The following is a 14,700-nucleotide window of genomic DNA, read 5'->3' as shown; positions in this document are numbered from 1 at the left end:
GCGGCATTCAAGCGACCGATCCGGGGTATTCTGGGGGATCGTTCATGGCGTCGAAACGGAATCGGGGATGGCGGTTGCGCGGCGGTTTGCCACTTCCATCAGCAGGTATGGGCGGCAGAAGGCCCATCATGCGGCATCGGCGGGAAAATGTTCTCAGATCACCCCGGAAATGCGGGGTTTCGCCAAGCGTCCCGCGCAATCTCACGCGGCATCTGGAATATCCTTCCCGGATTGCGCAGGTTCTGCCCGCTGGTGGCATGAACGCCATCCGCCTCATGGACCAAGAAGGAGATTCCCATGACCCGCATCGCTATGTTCCTTGCACCTCTGGCCCTGGCCACGGCCGCCGTCGCCCAGACCGCGACCCTGCCCGAGGTGACGGACACCGATGGCAACGGCACCTGGTCGCTGGTGGAGTTGCAGGCGGTCTGGACCGACCTGACCGAGGAAGGTTTTGCCGGCATCGACACGAATACCGATGGCCAGGTCGACGCGACCGAGCTGCAGACGGCGCTGGACAATGGCGTGATCGCCGCGCCGGCGACCGGCAACTAAAGCCGGGCGGCCAGGCGCGCGGCCTGATCGATCGCGCGCTTGGCATCCAGTTCGGCCGCCACATCCGCCCCGCCGATCAGATGGTGGGGGATGCCTGCCCGGGTCAGGGCCTCGGACAGGGTTCGATCCGGCAGCTGACCCGCGCAAAGGACGACGGCATCGACCGCGAGAAGCTCGGGCCTCTCGCGGTCGGCTCCATGTGAAAGCCAGAGGCCCTGCGGCGTGATCCGGTCATAGTTCACCCCGCCCTGCATCCTGACCCGCTTCATCGCCAGGGTGGCGCGGTGGATCCAGCCGGTGGTCTTGCCAAGATGGCGGCCGGGCTTTTCGGGTTTGCGTTGCAGAAGATGCACCTCGCGCGCCGGGGGCTCCGGCGCAGGTCCTTGCGGCGCCAGGCCGCCCCTGTCCTCCCATGGCGCGGTGACGCCCCATTCCCGGCGCCAGAGCGCGGGGTCCTCGGTCGGGCTGGCGCCGGTATGGACCAGCGTCTCGGCCACGTCGAAGCCGATCCCGCCCGCCCCGATGATGGCCACCCGGCGGCCCGGATCGGCGCCTTGCAGCACGTCGATATAGGACAGGACCCGCGCGCCCGGTTCCACCGCGATCCCTGGATCGCGCGGGGTGACGCCGGTCGCGATCACCACCTCGTCGAAGTCGCGAAGATCGGCGGGTGTGGCGGCATGGCCGAGGCGCAGGGTGATGCCGGGGGCCTGCAGGCGGGCGGCGAACCAGTCCACCAAGCCGCGGAACTCCTCCTTCCCCGGCACGAGTTTCGCCAGGTTGAGCTGGCCGCCGACCTGCGCGGCCTTGTCGAACAGCGTGACCTGGTGGCCCCGCTCTGCCGCGACCATGGCGGCGGTCATTCCGGCGGGGCCGGCGCCCACCACGGCGATGCGCCTTGGCGCGGGGGTGGGGGCATAGGCCAGCTCGGCCTCATGGCAGGCGCGGGGGTTCACGAGGCAGGAGGTGAGCTTGCCCGAGAAGGTATGGTCGAGACAGGCCTGGTTGCAGGCGATGCAGGGCGCGATCCCGGTCGCGCGGCCGGTGGCGGCCTTCAGGACGAATTCCGGATCGGCGAGCCAGGGGCGGGCCATCGAAACCATGTCGGCGACACCCGAGGCCAGCAGATTCTCGGCCACGTCCGGGGTGTTGATCCGGTTCGAGGTGATGACGGGGATGCCGACCTCGGGCCGCAGGCGGGCGGTGAGATGGGCAAAGCCCGCGCGGGGGACCGAGGTGGCGATGGTCGGCACCCGCGCCTCGTGCCAGCCGATGCCGGTGTTCAGGATGCTCGCCCCCGCCGCCTCGATCGCGCGGGCGAGCTGGACGATCTCCTCCCAGCTGGAGCCGCCGGGGATCAGGTCGATCAGCGAGATGCGATAGACCAGGATCGCGCCCGGCCCGATGGCCTGCCGCACGCGCGAGACGACCTCGACCGGCAGGCGCATCCGGTTGGCGTAGGGGCCGCCCCAGCGGTCGCTGCGGCGGTTGGTGTGGGTGACGAGGAACTGGTTGAGGAAATAGCCCTCGGAGCCCATGACCTCGACCCCGTCATAGCCGGCCTGGATGGCGCGGGCGGCGGCGGTAGCGATGTCGGCGATCTGCTTCTCGATCCCGGCTTCGTCCAGTTCGCGCGGGGGGAAGGGCGAGATCGGCGATTTCACGGCCGAGGGCGCGACGCAATCGGGGGAATAGGCATAGCGCCCGGCATGGAGGATCTGCATGACGATATGGCCGCCCTCGGCATGGACGGCATCGGTCACCCCGGCGTGGTTGGCGATGTCGCGATCGGTGAACAGGCCCGCCGCGCCGGGAAAGACGCCGCCCTCGGCATTCGGGGCCATGCCGCCGGTGACGATCAGCCCGGCCCCGCCCCTGGCGCGGGCGGCATAGAAGGCGGCGACGCGGGACCAGTCGCCGGTTTCCTCCAGCCCGGTGTGCATCGAGCCCATCAGGCTGCGGTTGCGCAAGGTATGGGCGCCAAGCGTGATCGGGGCGAGGAGATGGGGATAGCTGGTCATGGTTCCCTCTTTTGCCGGCAGAATGGCCCGGCGCGCGCGGCCTGTCACCCGCTACGCGGCGTCACAGCTCCAGCAGTGCGGGCAGGTCGGCCATGCGGCGGAACAAGGGCACGCCCAGCCCGGCAAGGCCGAGGGCGGGCGGGGTGTCGGTTCCGTGCGGGGCGAAGCCGAGGCAGGGGATCCCGGCCGCGAGCGCCGCGCGGGCACCGGAGGGGCTGTCCTCGATCACCACGCAGGCGGCGGGATCGGCCCCGCAGGCGGCGGCGGCGGCAAGGTAGACATCGGGCGCGGGCTTCGGCCGGCCGAGGGCCTGACCGGACAGAACGGCGCGAAAGCGCGGAAGCAGCCCGTGCTGGCCAAGGCTGATCCCCATCTTCCCGGGGGTCCCGTTCGAACCGACGGCATAGGGAATCCCGGCCGCGTCCAGCCGGTCGAAGACATCAAGCACGCCGGGGACCAGCGCCGTCCCTTCGGCAAGCATCGCATACATCCGGTCGTAGAACCGGGCGACCCAATCCCCGGGCAGCACCGCCCCGGCGGCGCGGGCGCGCTGCGCCACGGTCTCGATCGTGCCGCCGATATAGTCGGTCTCAAGCTGGCGCCGGGTAAGCGGCAGGCCGTGGCTGGCAAGGTCGGCGATCAGAAGGTCGAAGGTCGGCCCCTCGGTGTCGGTGATCACCCCGTCGCAATCGAAAAGGACGGCCGAGGGGCGGGTCATGCGGGGGCCTTGAGCAGGGTGACGATGGTATCGCCATACTTGCGCTGGTCGACAAGGGCAAAGCCTTCCGGCGGCACGGGGGGGTGGCTTTCCTCCCAGACGATCAGCGCCCCCGGCGCCAGCCAGCCCTGCGCCCGGGCCGAGGCGAGCGCGGCCTCGCCCAGCGCCTTGCCATAGGGGGGGTCGAGAAAGACCAGCGGGAAGGGCGCGGCAGGGTTCGGCGGCAGGCGGGCGGCGTTCTGGCGCAGGACGCGGGTTTCGCCCTCGGCCTGCATCTTCCCGATGTTGGCCTTCAGCAGCGCCAGCGCCTTCGCGCCGTCATCGACGAACACGGCCCCGGCCGCGCCGCGGCTGATCGCCTCCAGCCCGAGCGCGCCGGTCCCGGCGAAGAGGTCCAGCACCCGCGCCCCGTGCAGCGGATAGGCTTGGGCGTTGATCACCAGGTTGAAGATCGCCTCGCGCACCCGGTCCGAGGTGGGGCGGAGATGGGCGGCGGCATCGCCCTCGCCCACATCGGCCAGCTTCAGGCCCCGGCGCGCGCCGCCGATGATCCTCATGCCTTGAGCAGCGCCTTGAGATCGGGGGTCGAGGTCACCGCCTCGGCCGTGGGGGACTTGCCGGCCTCGATCAGGCGCTTGCCGACCATATAGGCGCGGCTGTCGTTCATCGCATCCACGGCAAGCAGGCGGTCGCCCTCGTAATACCAGAAGCTGACGGCATCCCCCTCGCCCTTGCGGGTGACGATGCGGTCATAGCCGGTGTTCAGCCCGGCGATCTGGAGCTTCAGGTCGAACTGGTCGGACCAGAACCAGGGCTTCGCCTCATAGGGCTGGCCGGCGCCCAGAATGTTGGCGGCCACCGCCTCGGCCATGTCGATGGCATTGCCGACCGATTCCAGCCGCAGCCGCCCGCCGCCATGCGGGAACGAGGCGCAATCGCCCGCCGCCCAGATCGCCGGGTCGGAGGTCCGGCCAAAGGCATCGGTGGCGATGCCGTTGTCGATGGCAAGGCCCGCATTCTCGGCCAGGTGGGTGTTCGGCGTGATGCCGACGCCCACGATCACGAAATCGGCCGGCAGGATGCGGCCGTCCTTCAGGATCGCCCCGGTAACGCGGTCGTCGCCCTCCAGCCGGTCAAGGCCGGTTTCCTCCAGCACGGTGACGCCGTGGGACTGGTGCAGCGCGCGGACATGGGCCGAGGTCTCGGGCGCCGCGACGCGTTGCAGGATGCGGGGGGCCATCTCCAGCACGGTGACGTTCAGGCCAAGCTTCGCCGCGACCGCCGCCGCCTCCAGCCCGATATAGCCGCCGCCGACGATGATGACGCGGCGGCCGGGCTGGAACTCGGCGCGCATCGCATCGACATCGGCCAGCGTCCGCACCGCGAACACGCCCTCCAGCGCGCCGCCCAGCGCCGGGGAAAGGCGGCGCGGAGACGAGCCGGTGGTCAGGGCGAGCTGGTCGTATTCCAGCGCCTCGCCACCGACGGTCACGGTCTTCCCCAGGGTGTCGATGCCGGTGACGGCCTGGCCCAGCCGCAGGGTCACGTTGTTCTCGGCCCAGAATTCGGGCGAACGCAGCCAGAGCCGGTCCTCCTCCATCTCGCCCAGCAGATAGGCCTTGGAGAGCGGCGGGCGCTGGTAGGGCGGCGCGGGTTCGTCCCCCAGCATCACGATCTCCCCCGCATGGCCCAGCGCGCGCAGCCTGGCCGCCAATGCCGCGCCCGCCTGCCCTGCCCCGACGATCACCACCCGCATGCCCGCATCCCTCTGGAAACCCTTGCGCCAGAGCCTATAACCCATGGCGCAACCTGCGCAACGCAGCCTGGCGACGAGGAATGACGAAAATGACTTTGACGATCGGGGCGAAACTGCCCGAGGCGACCCTTCTGCGCATGGGCGAGGCCGGAGCCGAGCCGGTGCGCCTGCCCGAGGTGCTGAAGGGCCGCAAGGTGGTGATCTTCGGCCTGCCGGGCGCGTTCACCGGCACCTGCTCGACCGCGCATGTCCCCAGCTTCATCCGCACCGCCGGCAAGCTGGCCGAGAAGGGCGTGGACGAGATCATCTGCGTCTCGGTCAACGATCCCTTCGTGATGAAGGCCTGGGGCGAGGCGACGGGGGCCGATGCCGCCGGGATCTCGATGGTGGCGGATGCGGATTCCAGTTTCACCAGGGCGATCGGCATGACCCTGGACCTGCCGCATCTGGGCCTTCTGTCCCGCTCGAAACGCTATTCGCTGCTGGCCGAGGATGGCGTGGTCACGCAGTTCAACCCCGAAACCGGACCGGGCTGCGAGATTTCGGCGGGCGAGCATCTGCTGTCGCAGCTTTGAGCCCTTCGCAGGGTGGGCAATCTGCCCACCTTGCCCTCACGCCTTGCGCGCGTGGATCTCGCACAGGCAGGTCACCGGCTCGCCATGGTCGCGCTGGATTTCGGCGCCCGGCGCTAAGCGGTCCATCGCCTTGGCAAGATCGAGGTCAAGGCGCGAAAGCCCCTGGCAGTCATGCGTGGTCAGGGTCACGTCGACCACGTTGTAGACATTGCTCCATTCCGGGTGGTGGTTCAGCTTCTCGGCCACCAGGGCCGCGCGGGACATGAAGCCCCAGGCTTCGGAAAAGTTGCGGAACTTCCAGATCTTGCGGATCGCGTCGCGGCCGGGCACGGCCGCCCAGCCGGTCTCGGCCAGGGGCGGCAACAGGGTCTTGCGGTCCGCTTCGGGCAGAAGCTGGGTCATGGCTGGTTCTCCCGGATCAGGGCATTGTCGAGGGCCTCGGCCGACTGGCGGGCGGGACGGTCCCTGATCCGCGCCCAATAGGCCTGCAACGTGGCATTGACCGGAATGCCGCCATTCTGCATTCCCCAGCCGATCTGGCTGCCGACATAGACATCGGCGGCAGTGAAGCGGCCGTCGGCCACAAAGTCATGCGCGGCCAGATGCCCGGTCAGCGCGCCCAGGACATCGGCCAGGTCGCCATAGCCCGCCCGGCGCTTCTCCTGCGGGCCCGAGGGCTGCCATCCGAAAGAGGCGTTGACCGCCGCCTGCTCCAGCGGTCCGGCGGCGAAGAACATCCAGCGGAAGAAGGCGGCCTTGTCCTCGGCCATCAGCCCGGCCTCGGGGAAGGTCATCGCCAGATAGGTGCAGATCGCCGCCACCTCGGTCACGACCTTGCCGTCATGGACGATCGCGGGAACCTTGCCCATCGGATTGAGCGCCAGATAATCCGGCGCCTTCATCGTGGTGTAGTATTCCAGGACCTGGGTCCGGTAGGGCTGGCCCAACTCCTCGAGCATCCAGCGGGCAATGCGGCCGCGCGACATCGGATTGGTGTAGAAGGTCAGCATCGGCAGGTCCCCCCATGGGGAAGGCTACTCCCGATCCGGGCCCCGACGGAAGGGGCCATAGCTGGTCAGCACCTCGATCTCCTCGTCGGTTGCGCGGCGTTCCGCCTGCAGGTAACGGTCCACCGCCGTCCGGAAGGCGGGCTCGGCGATCCAGTGCAGGGAATGGGTCTGGACCGGCAGATAGCCGCGGGCAAGCTTGTGCTCGCCCTGGGCCCCGGCCTCGACCCGTTGCAGGCCCTGGGCAATGGCCCAGTCGATGGCCCGGTAATAGCAGAGTTCGAAATGCAGGCAGGGATGGTCCTGGATGCAGCCCCAGTAGCGGCCGTAAAGCGCATCGCGGCCGATGAAGTTCAGCGCGCCCGCGACGGGACGGCCTTCGTCGAAGGCGAGGACCAGCAGGATGTCCTTGCGCATGGTCTGGTGGAACAGGTCGAAGGCCTGCCGGGTCAGGTAGGGGCGGCCCCATTTGCGGCTGCCGGTGTCCTGGTAGAAGGCCCAGAACGCCGCCCAATGCGCGGGCTCGATTTCGTCTCCGGTCAGGCTGCGGATCGTCAGGCCCGAGGCCAGCGCCGTTTCGCGCTCTTTCCGGATCATCTTGCGCTTGCGGCTGGAGAGGTCGGACAGGAAGTCGGCAAAGCTGCCGTAGCCCCGGTTCTGCCAGTGGAACTGCTGGGTGACGCGGTGGAGCGTGCCCTCGACCCCCGCCAGCGCCCCGGCCTCTCCGGCGGTGCAGAAGGTGGCGTGGAGCGAGGAAAGCCGGTTCTGCGCGGCGATGCCGATGGCGGCCCGCCAGAGGGTTTCGCGACACGGGTCCGGGCCAAGGAAGCGGCGGCCGGTGACGGGGGTGAAGGGAACGGCGACCTGCAGCTTGGGGTAGTAGCGCCCCCCTGCCCTTTCCAGAGCCTCGGCCCAGCCATGGTCGAAGATGTATTCGCCCTGGCTGTGCGTCTTGACGTAAAGCGGCGTGACGGCCAGGAGGCGCCCGCCCTCGCGCAGGGCCAGGGGCCGGGCTTGCCAGCCGGTGCCGGGGCCGGTCGAGCCCGAGGCCTCCAGCGCAGAGAGGAAGCGATGGGTGGTGAAAGGGTCGACGGGGCGGCCCGGCTCGGGCGCGGCCAGGGCGTCCCAGTCCGAGGCGGCAATCTCGGACAGGCTGGCGTGAAGGGTCAGATCGGCCATGCGGGATTCCCCAGGCGGAACCCCCGGGGGTGTTGCACCCCCGCACCCCCGCCGGTCATTTCGACCAATGTGGAACTGGCCGCCGCCGGGGCAAGGTCAAGCCGGAAGCTGCGCCGCATAGCCTTCGAAGGTCACGTTCTGCGCAACCACCCGCGCCTGCGCCTCGGCCTCGGGCGAGCGGATGGTCCAGCACAGGATCGCCGCGCCCCGCGCCTTCAGTTCGGCCACGCGGGGGCGGGCAAGGTCGGCGGCCTCGTGGCTTATGAAGCTGGCGAGAGTCGGGTCGTAATCCGGGATCGCGCGCAGCCGGTCGCAGGTGGCGGGGGGCAGCGGGGCCCAGTCCTCGGGGTCATAGGCCGAGGTGGTGATCCCGCGCGGCAGCTGCGGCGCAAGGCGGGCCATTTGGGCGATGGAATGGGGGTTGAAGGACATCACCGCCACATCGCCGCCATAGCCGGTCAGCGCCCGGGCCGTCGCCGCCTCCAGCCGGCCGTCGGTCGGGCCCATGGCAAGGGTCTGGTCCTTGAGTTCGATCAGCAGCGGCACGCGGCCGTCGATCAGGGCCAGGACCTCGGCCAGGGTCGGGATCGTGTCGGTCGCATCCTTCAGGCGGATGCGACCCAGTTCCGCGGCGCTGCGGGCGTTCACCGGGCCGGTCTCGCCGGTCAGGCGATCCAGTTCCTCGTCATGGAAGACCATGGCCACGCCATCGCGCGAAAGTTGCAGGTCCACCTCGATCGCATATCCCGCCGCCACCGCCGCGCGGATCGCGGCGGGCGAATTCTCGATCCTTCCCGCCGCGCGGTCGTGCAGGGCGCGATGCGCGATCGGCAGGCGCAGGAAGCTTTCCGGCAGCGGGACCCGGCTCATTTCAGGGCGAAGATCGCCTCGATCTCGACCGCGACGCCGAGGGGCAGCGAGGCGGCCGAGACGGCCGAACGGGCATGGCGGCCGGCATCGCCCAGCACCGCGACCATGAAGTCGGAGGCGCCGTTGATCACCTTGGGCTGGTCGGTGAAATCGGCGGTCGAGTTCACGAAGCCCACCAGCTTGACCGCGCGGTCCAGCCGGTCCCAGTCACCGCCCACGGCCTTTTTCAGCTGCGCCAGAAGCGAGATCGCGCAGCGTTTCGCCGCCTCGGCCCCCTGTTCGACGGCCATGTCCGCACCCAGCCGCCCCTTGATCAGGCCCTGCTCGCCCTGGCTGATCTGGCCCGAGATATGGACCAGGTTCCCGACCTGCACGAAGGGCACATAATTCGCCGCCGGGGCAGGCGCGTCGGGCAGGGTCACGCCCAGTTCGGCAAGGCGTTTCTCGATCGGGTGCATGGGATCCTCCGCAAGTGGTCGGGGCGGAGCCTAGCGGCTGGCCGGAGGAGGGGCAAGGCCGGGCCGGTGCCGTTTCAGGCACTTGCAACGCATCCGAAGGGGGATAGTGGTGGCGAGGGAGGGACTCGAACCCTCGACCTTGCGATTATGAGTCGCACGCTCTAACCAGCTGAGCTACCTAGCCACTGCGGCGCGGATTAAGGGTGCGGCGGGGCGAGGTCAAGGGTGAATCTGGGCGGGTTCGCCTTCCGGTCCCTTATGCTGCATTCCGCATGTCATGGATGGGTCCGATTTCCGCGAAAGGCAGGTTCTGGCAGATCCGGGCGTGGCCGGAATGCCCGGCCGTGCCATCGTCCTTCGGGAGGCGCTGCGCGGCGGCGACCGGGGGCGCCGAAGTTCGGCCTGGGAACCCATTCGCCGGGATCGCCCGACTGCGACCGGGGCGCCGACACCCTGTTCGCCGAGGTCCGCCCTGCCGAGCCCGGCTAGCGGGCGACGCGGGGGCGGCCCGAGGCGGTGGCAGAGACCCTTGCCTCGATGAACATGGTGCGGCCCTCGATCTCGACGTCCTTCACCTCGCGGTCGATGACAAGGCGCAGGTCCACCGCCCCGGCCTCACGCGCGCGCTGCGAAGCCTCGGCCACCAGCTCGGCCTCCAGCGCCTCGAGCGCGGCCTCGGGGGTGGAGAAGTTCTGCAGCCCGGAAGCGAGATGGGTGACATAGCGCCCCTCGGCCGGCGAGGAAATGGTGCCGGTCGCGCGCTGGCTGACCTGGCCCGCGACGGCGCCGATGGCATTGGCGACCCCGGCATGGTCGGGCAGGATCATCGGGCAGCCCAGCCGCTCGCCCACCGCGCCGTAATAGGACGGGGCCGAGGCGCCGAGGCCGATCACCGGCACGCCAAGCCGCAGGCCGATCTCGACGATGCCGCGATGCTGGTCCATCCCGGCGTGGGTCAGGCCGTGGCGGGCCAGTCCGACGGGGGGCTCGGCGGCAAAGCGGGGATCCTCGGCGAAGGCGGCCTCCAGAAGGCAGTCGACGGTCTGCCGCGTCAGCTGGTCCACGATCGCCTGCGACAGGACCTCGGGCCCGCCGGCGAAACGCTCGCCCGCGCCGGTGCGGCGCCGGGCCAGCAGGCGCAGCGCCTTTTCCGCCGCCGCCCCGTCCCAGCCCTCCTGCCGCCCCAGCATGTGGCTGGCGTCCGAAGGCGTGACGCCCGAGATCATCACCAGGCCGCGCGCCACCAGCCGCTCCAGCGCCGCCACCTCCAGCCGCGAGGTCAGGGCAGAGGCCATCGGCATCGGCCGGGTGATCCGGTCCAGCACCGCGATGTCGCGGGCGTTCAGCCCGCCGCGCTGGCCCGTCATCGGCACGACGAAGCGGCCGTCCATCTCGCCCGCGGATTCGGTCGAGAGCCAGCGATCCAGCGCCGCATGGACCATCGGCCCATGCTCCACCGCCAGCAGCGAGACCGGCATCAGCCGCCGGGGGCCAAGGTGCAAGCCGCCCGCCAGGCCCTCGGTGACCAGATGCACCTCGCTGTCGCCGCCAAGGCCCGTGGTGCGCATCGCCACCGCCTCGACCATGGTGCGGAAGCCGCCGACGCGCGCGCCCTCGGGGTCGATCTCGGGCAGGCCGCCGCGCAGCAGCGCCACGTCGGTCGTGGTGCCGCCGATGTCACTGACCAGCGCATCCGAAGCCCCGGTCAGCCAGCGCGCGCCGACGATGCTGGCGGCCGGGCCGGAGAGAATGGTCTCGATCGGGCGCTCGCGCACCATGGCGGCGCTGATCAGCGCGCCGTCGCCGCGCACCACCATCAGCGGCGCGTCGATCCCGACCCGGGCCAGGTGACGCTCGCAGGCGGCGACAAGGCGGTCGATCATGCCGATCAGACGGGCGTTCAGCACGGCGGTCAGCGCGCGCTTGGGGCCGTTCAGATTGGCGGAAAGCTCGTGGCTGCAGGTCACCGGACTGCCGGTCACGCGGCGGACCAGATCCCGGGCGGCGATCTCGTGCCCGGGGTTGCGGGTGGCGAAGCTGGAGGCGATCGCATAGCCCGAGACCTGATCGGCGAGGGTGCGCAGCCCCTCCTCCAGCGCGGCGAGGTCAAGGGGCGCGGCCTCGGCCCCGGCATGGGTATGGCCGCCGGAGAGGGCGATCACCGGGTCGCCCTTCAGCGCCTCGGACAGGCCGCCGCGCGACAGGTCGCTGTCGCCAAAGCCGATGAAGACCAGCGCGACGCGGGCGCCCTGCCCTTCCACCAGCGCATTGGTGGCCAGCGTGGTGGAGAGCGAAACCAGCGCCACCTCGCCTGCCGCGACCCCGGCGGCCGCAAGGGCCGCATCGACCGCCTCGCCGATGCCGATGGCCAGGTCTTGCCGGCTGGTCAGCGCCTTGGCCTTGCCCAGGACCTGGTTCGCCACGTCATCCAGGATCACCGCATCGGTATAGGTGCCCCCGGTATCGACACCCAGAAAGATCGCCATGCCAGTCCCTGCCTGCCTGCCTGCCCTTTCCCGCCAGCTAAGCCAGCTTTCCCCCCCTGTCATCCCCGGAAGCGACACGCACAGTCGGTCGAGCGGCGCGCAGGCGGCGGCGATGGGCCGGCGGCAGGCCCAGCATGGCGCGATACTTGGCCACGGTGCGCCGGGCGAGCGGGGCCCCGCCCTCGGCCAGGGCCAGGGCCAGGGCCTCGTCGGTCAGGGGCGCGGCGGGGTCCTCCGCGGCCACCAGCCGGGCCAGCCGGTCGCGCAGCGCCCCGGCCGCAGGGCCGCCGTCGCGCGCCGCCCGGGTGAACAGCGCGCGCAGCCACCAGGTGCCGCGCGGCGTATCCACGGCGGTTCCGGCAACCACCCGGCTGACGGTGCTTTCATGCAGGCCCAAGGCCTCGGCCACCTCGGCCATGGTCATCGGCAGCAGCGCGCCGGGCCCCAGTTCCAGCGCGGGATGCTGCCGCGCCAGGATCTCTTGCGCGACGCTGAGCAGCGTGGCGTTCCGCCCCTCGACCAGCCGGATCAGCGCCCGCGCCTCGGCCCGGCCGCCACCACGGCCGGGGGCGACGGCAAGCGTCGGCAGGGCCGAGCGGTTCAGCTGCACCACCCAGACCCCCTCGCGCTTTTCGGCGACCAGATCCGGCTCGCGCAGCGGCGCGGCAAGGGGCTGGAAACCGGCGCCCGGCTTCGGGTCATAGCGGCGCAGGCGACCGATGCGCAGGCGGATCGCATCGGCGTCGACACCGGAGTCGCGGGCGATCCGGTCGATCTCGCCCCGCGCCACCAGGTCGAGCCGGTCGAGAACGGCCGCCATCGGCGGATCCAGCTCGCCCGCGTCCTCGGCCTGCAGGCGCAGGCATTCCGACAGGTTCCGGGCGAATAGCCCGGTCGGCTCGGCCCGTGCCTGCAGGCGGGCGAGGAGGCTCTCGACCTCGGCCAGAGAGGCCCCGGCGTGCCGGGCAATGGCGGAAAGCGGCGGGCCAAGCCAACCCGAAGGCTCCAGCCCCTCGACCAGGGCCTCGGCGATGCGGGCCTCCCGCGGCGGGAGGCGCAGCGTATCGACCAGCGCAAGCGCGTGCGAGACCAGGCTGGGTGCCGGGGCAGCGGTTTCGGGAAACTCTCCGGCCGGGGCGAAAGCCGCGCGCCAGCGGGGAAGCCAGTCGGCAGGCGGCGGGCGCGACAGGAGCAGTTGCGGGTTTTCCGCCGCCTGTTCCTCGAGATAGCGGCTCAGGCCAGCGGCATCGGCGCGCAACAGGCGGATCGAGGCGGCAAGCTTTGTCGTCAGCGTCAGCCGCTGCGTCTGCTGCACCGAGATGCGGCTTCTGGACTTCATGGCCGGATCGTTTCACGAGGTCACGCGACTGGCAAGCCGGGCGCCGGAAATCGAACGATTTCCGGGTCGGAATTCTTCTTCAGAATTCCGGCGCCCCGCCGCGAGGTCAGGCGAAGATCCCCCGCGGCGCCAGCCATGGTGTCCGCGCGCGCCTGCCGCAGAACGGCCCGGGCCTTTCGCCCCCCGCCAGACGTCGGTGACCGGCCACTCATCCGCCTTTCGTTCCGGCCATGCCATACCGGCCCGCATGGGTCGAGCCGGAACCAGCGGTTGCAATGACAACTGCGTGAGGGGGTGTAACGCCCGCTTCCGGGCCGGATCGCCGTCCCTATAGTGGCCTGCGACAAAACCGCACGGGAGCCCGACGAATGAAACTCGCCAAAGCCTTCGCCATCGCCACCATCCTTGCCGCCGGCACCGCCCAGGCCGAGGCCGAACGCACCGATCCGAACGCCATCGCCCGCGAGGAGCTGATGGAAACGGTCGGCAAGAACACCGGCATCCTGGGCGACATGGCCAAGGGCAAGACAGCCTTCGACGCCGCCCAGGCCGAGGCTGCCAAGGCCGCCCTGGTCGAAGCCGCGGGCAAGGTCGAGGCCACCTTCGCCGAGCCGGGCGCGACCGATCCGGTCTCGGAAGCCAAGCCCGAGATCTGGACCAACTGGGAGGATTTCCTGGTCAAGGCCAAGACGTTGGGCGAGGCGGCGGGCGCGATGGATGTCGCCTCGGCCGAAAGCATCGGCGCGGGGATGGGCAAGCTTGGCGGCGCCTGCAAGGACTGCCACACCACCTATCGCGTGATGAAGGAATAAGTCCCGTCACGGAAGCACGGGCCCCGGTCTTCCGACCGGGGCCTTTTCATGCGATCAGCCGCAGACGACCTTTTCGATCACGTCACGTCGGTCCAGCCAGAAGTTCAGGCGGTCGGCGCGAAAGTCCATCGTGACCGCCATCCCGTGTTCGATCACCCGCACGTCCTGGCTGAAGCGCATCCCGTCCAGAAGCACACCGGGCTTGCCGACGAGATACTGGAATTCGGACGCGCCGCAGGCATCCACCGGGTCATAGGGCGGCGGCATCGGCTCGACGCAGGCGGCCAGCAGCAGCGGGGCGCAGAGCAGCAGGGGCAGGCCATGTTTCATCTTTCGCTCCATAGTCCTGGGGTGCATCGGGAATACCTGATTGCTTTACGCCCGAGTTTGGCACAGGTTCCGGAAAATCTTTAAGGAGGGCAAACCCCATGCGCACCCGTGCCGCCGTTGCAGTCGCCGCCGGACAACCCCTGCAGGTGATGGAGGTCAACCTTGACGACCCCAGGGAAGGCGAGGTCCTGATCGAGATCAAGGCCACCGGCATCTGCCACACCGACGAATTCACCCGCTCGGGCGCGGACCCGGAGGGGATCTTCCCCTCGATCCTCGGCCATGAGGGCGCGGGCGTGGTGGTGAAATGCGGGCCCGGCGTCAAGTCGCTGAAACCCGGCGACCATGTGATCCCGCTTTATACCCCCGAATGCCGCGAATGCCCGTCCTGCCTCAGCCGCAAGACCAACCTCTGCACCGCGATCCGCGACACCCAAGGCAAGGGGCTGATGCCGGACGGGACCACCCGGTTCTCCATGCTCGACGGGACGCCGATCCATCACTACATGGGCTGCTCGACCTTCGCCAACCACACGGTGCTGCCCGAGATCGCGCTGGCCAAGGTCCGCGACGACGCGCCCTTCGACAAGATCT

General features: G+C 70.1%; 16 protein-coding genes and 1 tRNA gene. 4 read left to right on the top strand and 13 right to left on the bottom strand.

Going from position 1 to position 14,700, the window contains the following annotated elements; translation table 11 throughout:
- Positions 1-297: 297 nt before the first annotated feature.
- Positions 298-555 (top strand): EF-hand domain-containing protein, encoded by a 258-nt coding sequence (locus ACE3UA_RS14410; RefSeq protein WP_197642467.1) that lies wholly within the window; start codon positions 298-300, stop codon positions 553-555.
- Here the strand turns inward: ACE3UA_RS14410 and ACE3UA_RS14405 are convergent.
- The 4 genes from ACE3UA_RS14405 to ACE3UA_RS14390 all read right to left on the bottom strand — a co-directional run bounded on the left by ACE3UA_RS14405 (position 552) and on the right by ACE3UA_RS14390 (position 5,095).
- A complete protein-coding gene (locus ACE3UA_RS14405; RefSeq protein WP_374646290.1) occupies positions 552-2,576 on the bottom strand; it encodes an FAD-dependent oxidoreductase in 2,025 nt (674 codons plus the stop codon). The two genes, ACE3UA_RS14410 and ACE3UA_RS14405, sit on opposite strands and share 4 nt — an antisense overlap.
- 61 nt (positions 2,577-2,637) lie before the next feature.
- A complete protein-coding gene (locus ACE3UA_RS14400; protein WP_374646288.1) occupies positions 2,638-3,294 on the bottom strand; it encodes an HAD family hydrolase in 657 nt (218 codons plus the stop codon).
- On the bottom strand, positions 3,291-3,851 hold the full coding sequence (gene rsmD, locus ACE3UA_RS14395) for a 16S rRNA (guanine(966)-N(2))-methyltransferase RsmD (protein ID WP_374646286.1): 561 nt from the start codon (positions 3,849-3,851) through the stop codon (positions 3,291-3,293). The genes ACE3UA_RS14400 and rsmD overlap by 4 nt, the downstream gene beginning before the upstream one ends.
- Positions 3,848-5,095, bottom strand: a complete 1,248-nt coding sequence (locus ACE3UA_RS14390) for an NAD(P)/FAD-dependent oxidoreductase (RefSeq protein WP_374646284.1) — start codon at positions 5,093-5,095, stop codon at positions 3,848-3,850. The genes rsmD and ACE3UA_RS14390 overlap by 4 nt, the downstream gene beginning before the upstream one ends.
- A gap of 44 nt (positions 5,096-5,139) precedes the next feature.
- Here ACE3UA_RS14390 and ACE3UA_RS14385 point away from each other — a divergent pair, with 44 nt between their 5' ends.
- A complete protein-coding gene (locus tag ACE3UA_RS14385) occupies positions 5,140-5,625 on the top strand; it encodes a peroxiredoxin (RefSeq protein WP_374646282.1) in 486 nt (161 codons plus the stop codon).
- A 36-nt stretch (positions 5,626-5,661) separates the two neighbouring features.
- Here ACE3UA_RS14385 and ACE3UA_RS14380 read toward each other — a convergent pair whose 3' ends face one another.
- The 8 genes from ACE3UA_RS14380 to ACE3UA_RS14345 form a co-directional block, all read right to left on the bottom strand.
- Complete coding sequence (locus ACE3UA_RS14380) at positions 5,662-6,027, bottom strand: 4a-hydroxytetrahydrobiopterin dehydratase (protein WP_374646280.1); 366 nt, start codon at positions 6,025-6,027, stop codon at positions 5,662-5,664.
- Positions 6,024-6,635 carry a glutathione S-transferase family protein gene (locus ACE3UA_RS14375; RefSeq protein WP_374646278.1) on the bottom strand — a complete coding sequence of 204 codons (612 nt, stop codon included), beginning with the start codon at positions 6,633-6,635 and terminating at the stop codon, positions 6,024-6,026. Before ACE3UA_RS14375 ends, ACE3UA_RS14380 begins: the two co-directional genes overlap by 4 nt.
- A gap of 24 nt (positions 6,636-6,659) precedes the next feature.
- Positions 6,660-7,811 carry a GNAT family N-acetyltransferase gene (locus tag ACE3UA_RS14370; protein WP_374646276.1) on the bottom strand — a complete coding sequence of 384 codons (1,152 nt, stop codon included), beginning with the start codon at positions 7,809-7,811 and terminating at the stop codon, positions 6,660-6,662.
- A 96-nt stretch (positions 7,812-7,907) separates the two neighbouring features.
- Complete coding sequence (locus tag ACE3UA_RS14365) at positions 7,908-8,681, bottom strand: glycerophosphodiester phosphodiesterase family protein (protein WP_374646274.1); 774 nt, start codon at positions 8,679-8,681, stop codon at positions 7,908-7,910.
- On the bottom strand, positions 8,678-9,139 hold the full coding sequence (locus tag ACE3UA_RS14360; RefSeq protein WP_374646272.1) for a RidA family protein: 462 nt from the start codon (positions 9,137-9,139) through the stop codon (positions 8,678-8,680). The genes ACE3UA_RS14365 and ACE3UA_RS14360 overlap by 4 nt, the downstream gene beginning before the upstream one ends.
- Positions 9,140-9,246: 107 nt before the next feature.
- Positions 9,247-9,323 (bottom strand) — tRNA-Met (locus tag ACE3UA_RS14355).
- A gap of 301 nt (positions 9,324-9,624) precedes the next feature.
- A complete protein-coding gene (locus ACE3UA_RS14350) occupies positions 9,625-11,625 on the bottom strand; it encodes a hydantoinase/oxoprolinase N-terminal domain-containing protein (protein WP_374646270.1) in 2,001 nt (666 codons plus the stop codon).
- A 37-nt stretch (positions 11,626-11,662) separates the two neighbouring features.
- Positions 11,663-12,964 (bottom strand): RNA polymerase sigma-54 factor, encoded by a 1,302-nt coding sequence (locus ACE3UA_RS14345; RefSeq protein ID WP_374646268.1) that lies wholly within the window; start codon positions 12,962-12,964, stop codon positions 11,663-11,665.
- A gap of 368 nt (positions 12,965-13,332) precedes the next feature.
- On the opposite strand from ACE3UA_RS14345, the gene ACE3UA_RS14340 reads away from it, so the two are divergent.
- A complete protein-coding gene (locus ACE3UA_RS14340) occupies positions 13,333-13,776 on the top strand; it encodes a cytochrome c (protein WP_374646266.1) in 444 nt (147 codons plus the stop codon).
- Between the two features lie 54 nt (positions 13,777-13,830).
- On the opposite strand, the gene ACE3UA_RS14335 is transcribed toward ACE3UA_RS14340, so the two are convergent.
- The gene (locus ACE3UA_RS14335; RefSeq protein ID WP_374646264.1) at positions 13,831-14,106 is read right to left on the bottom strand and encodes an I78 family peptidase inhibitor; all 276 of its coding nucleotides are present in this window, start codon (positions 14,104-14,106) and stop codon (positions 13,831-13,833) included.
- Positions 14,107-14,204: 98 nt separating this feature from the next.
- Here ACE3UA_RS14335 and ACE3UA_RS14330 point away from each other — a divergent pair.
- Positions 14,205-14,700: alcohol dehydrogenase catalytic domain-containing protein (locus tag ACE3UA_RS14330; RefSeq protein WP_374646262.1), on the top strand; the 496-nt coding region annotated here is incomplete at its 3' end.

The organism is Tabrizicola sp., assembly GCF_041919135.1.
Classification (GTDB): Bacteria; Pseudomonadota; Alphaproteobacteria; order Rhodobacterales; family Rhodobacteraceae; genus Tabrizicola.
The sequence above is the reverse complement of the archived record's forward strand: the minus strand, read 5'-3'. Positions and strand labels throughout refer to the sequence as shown.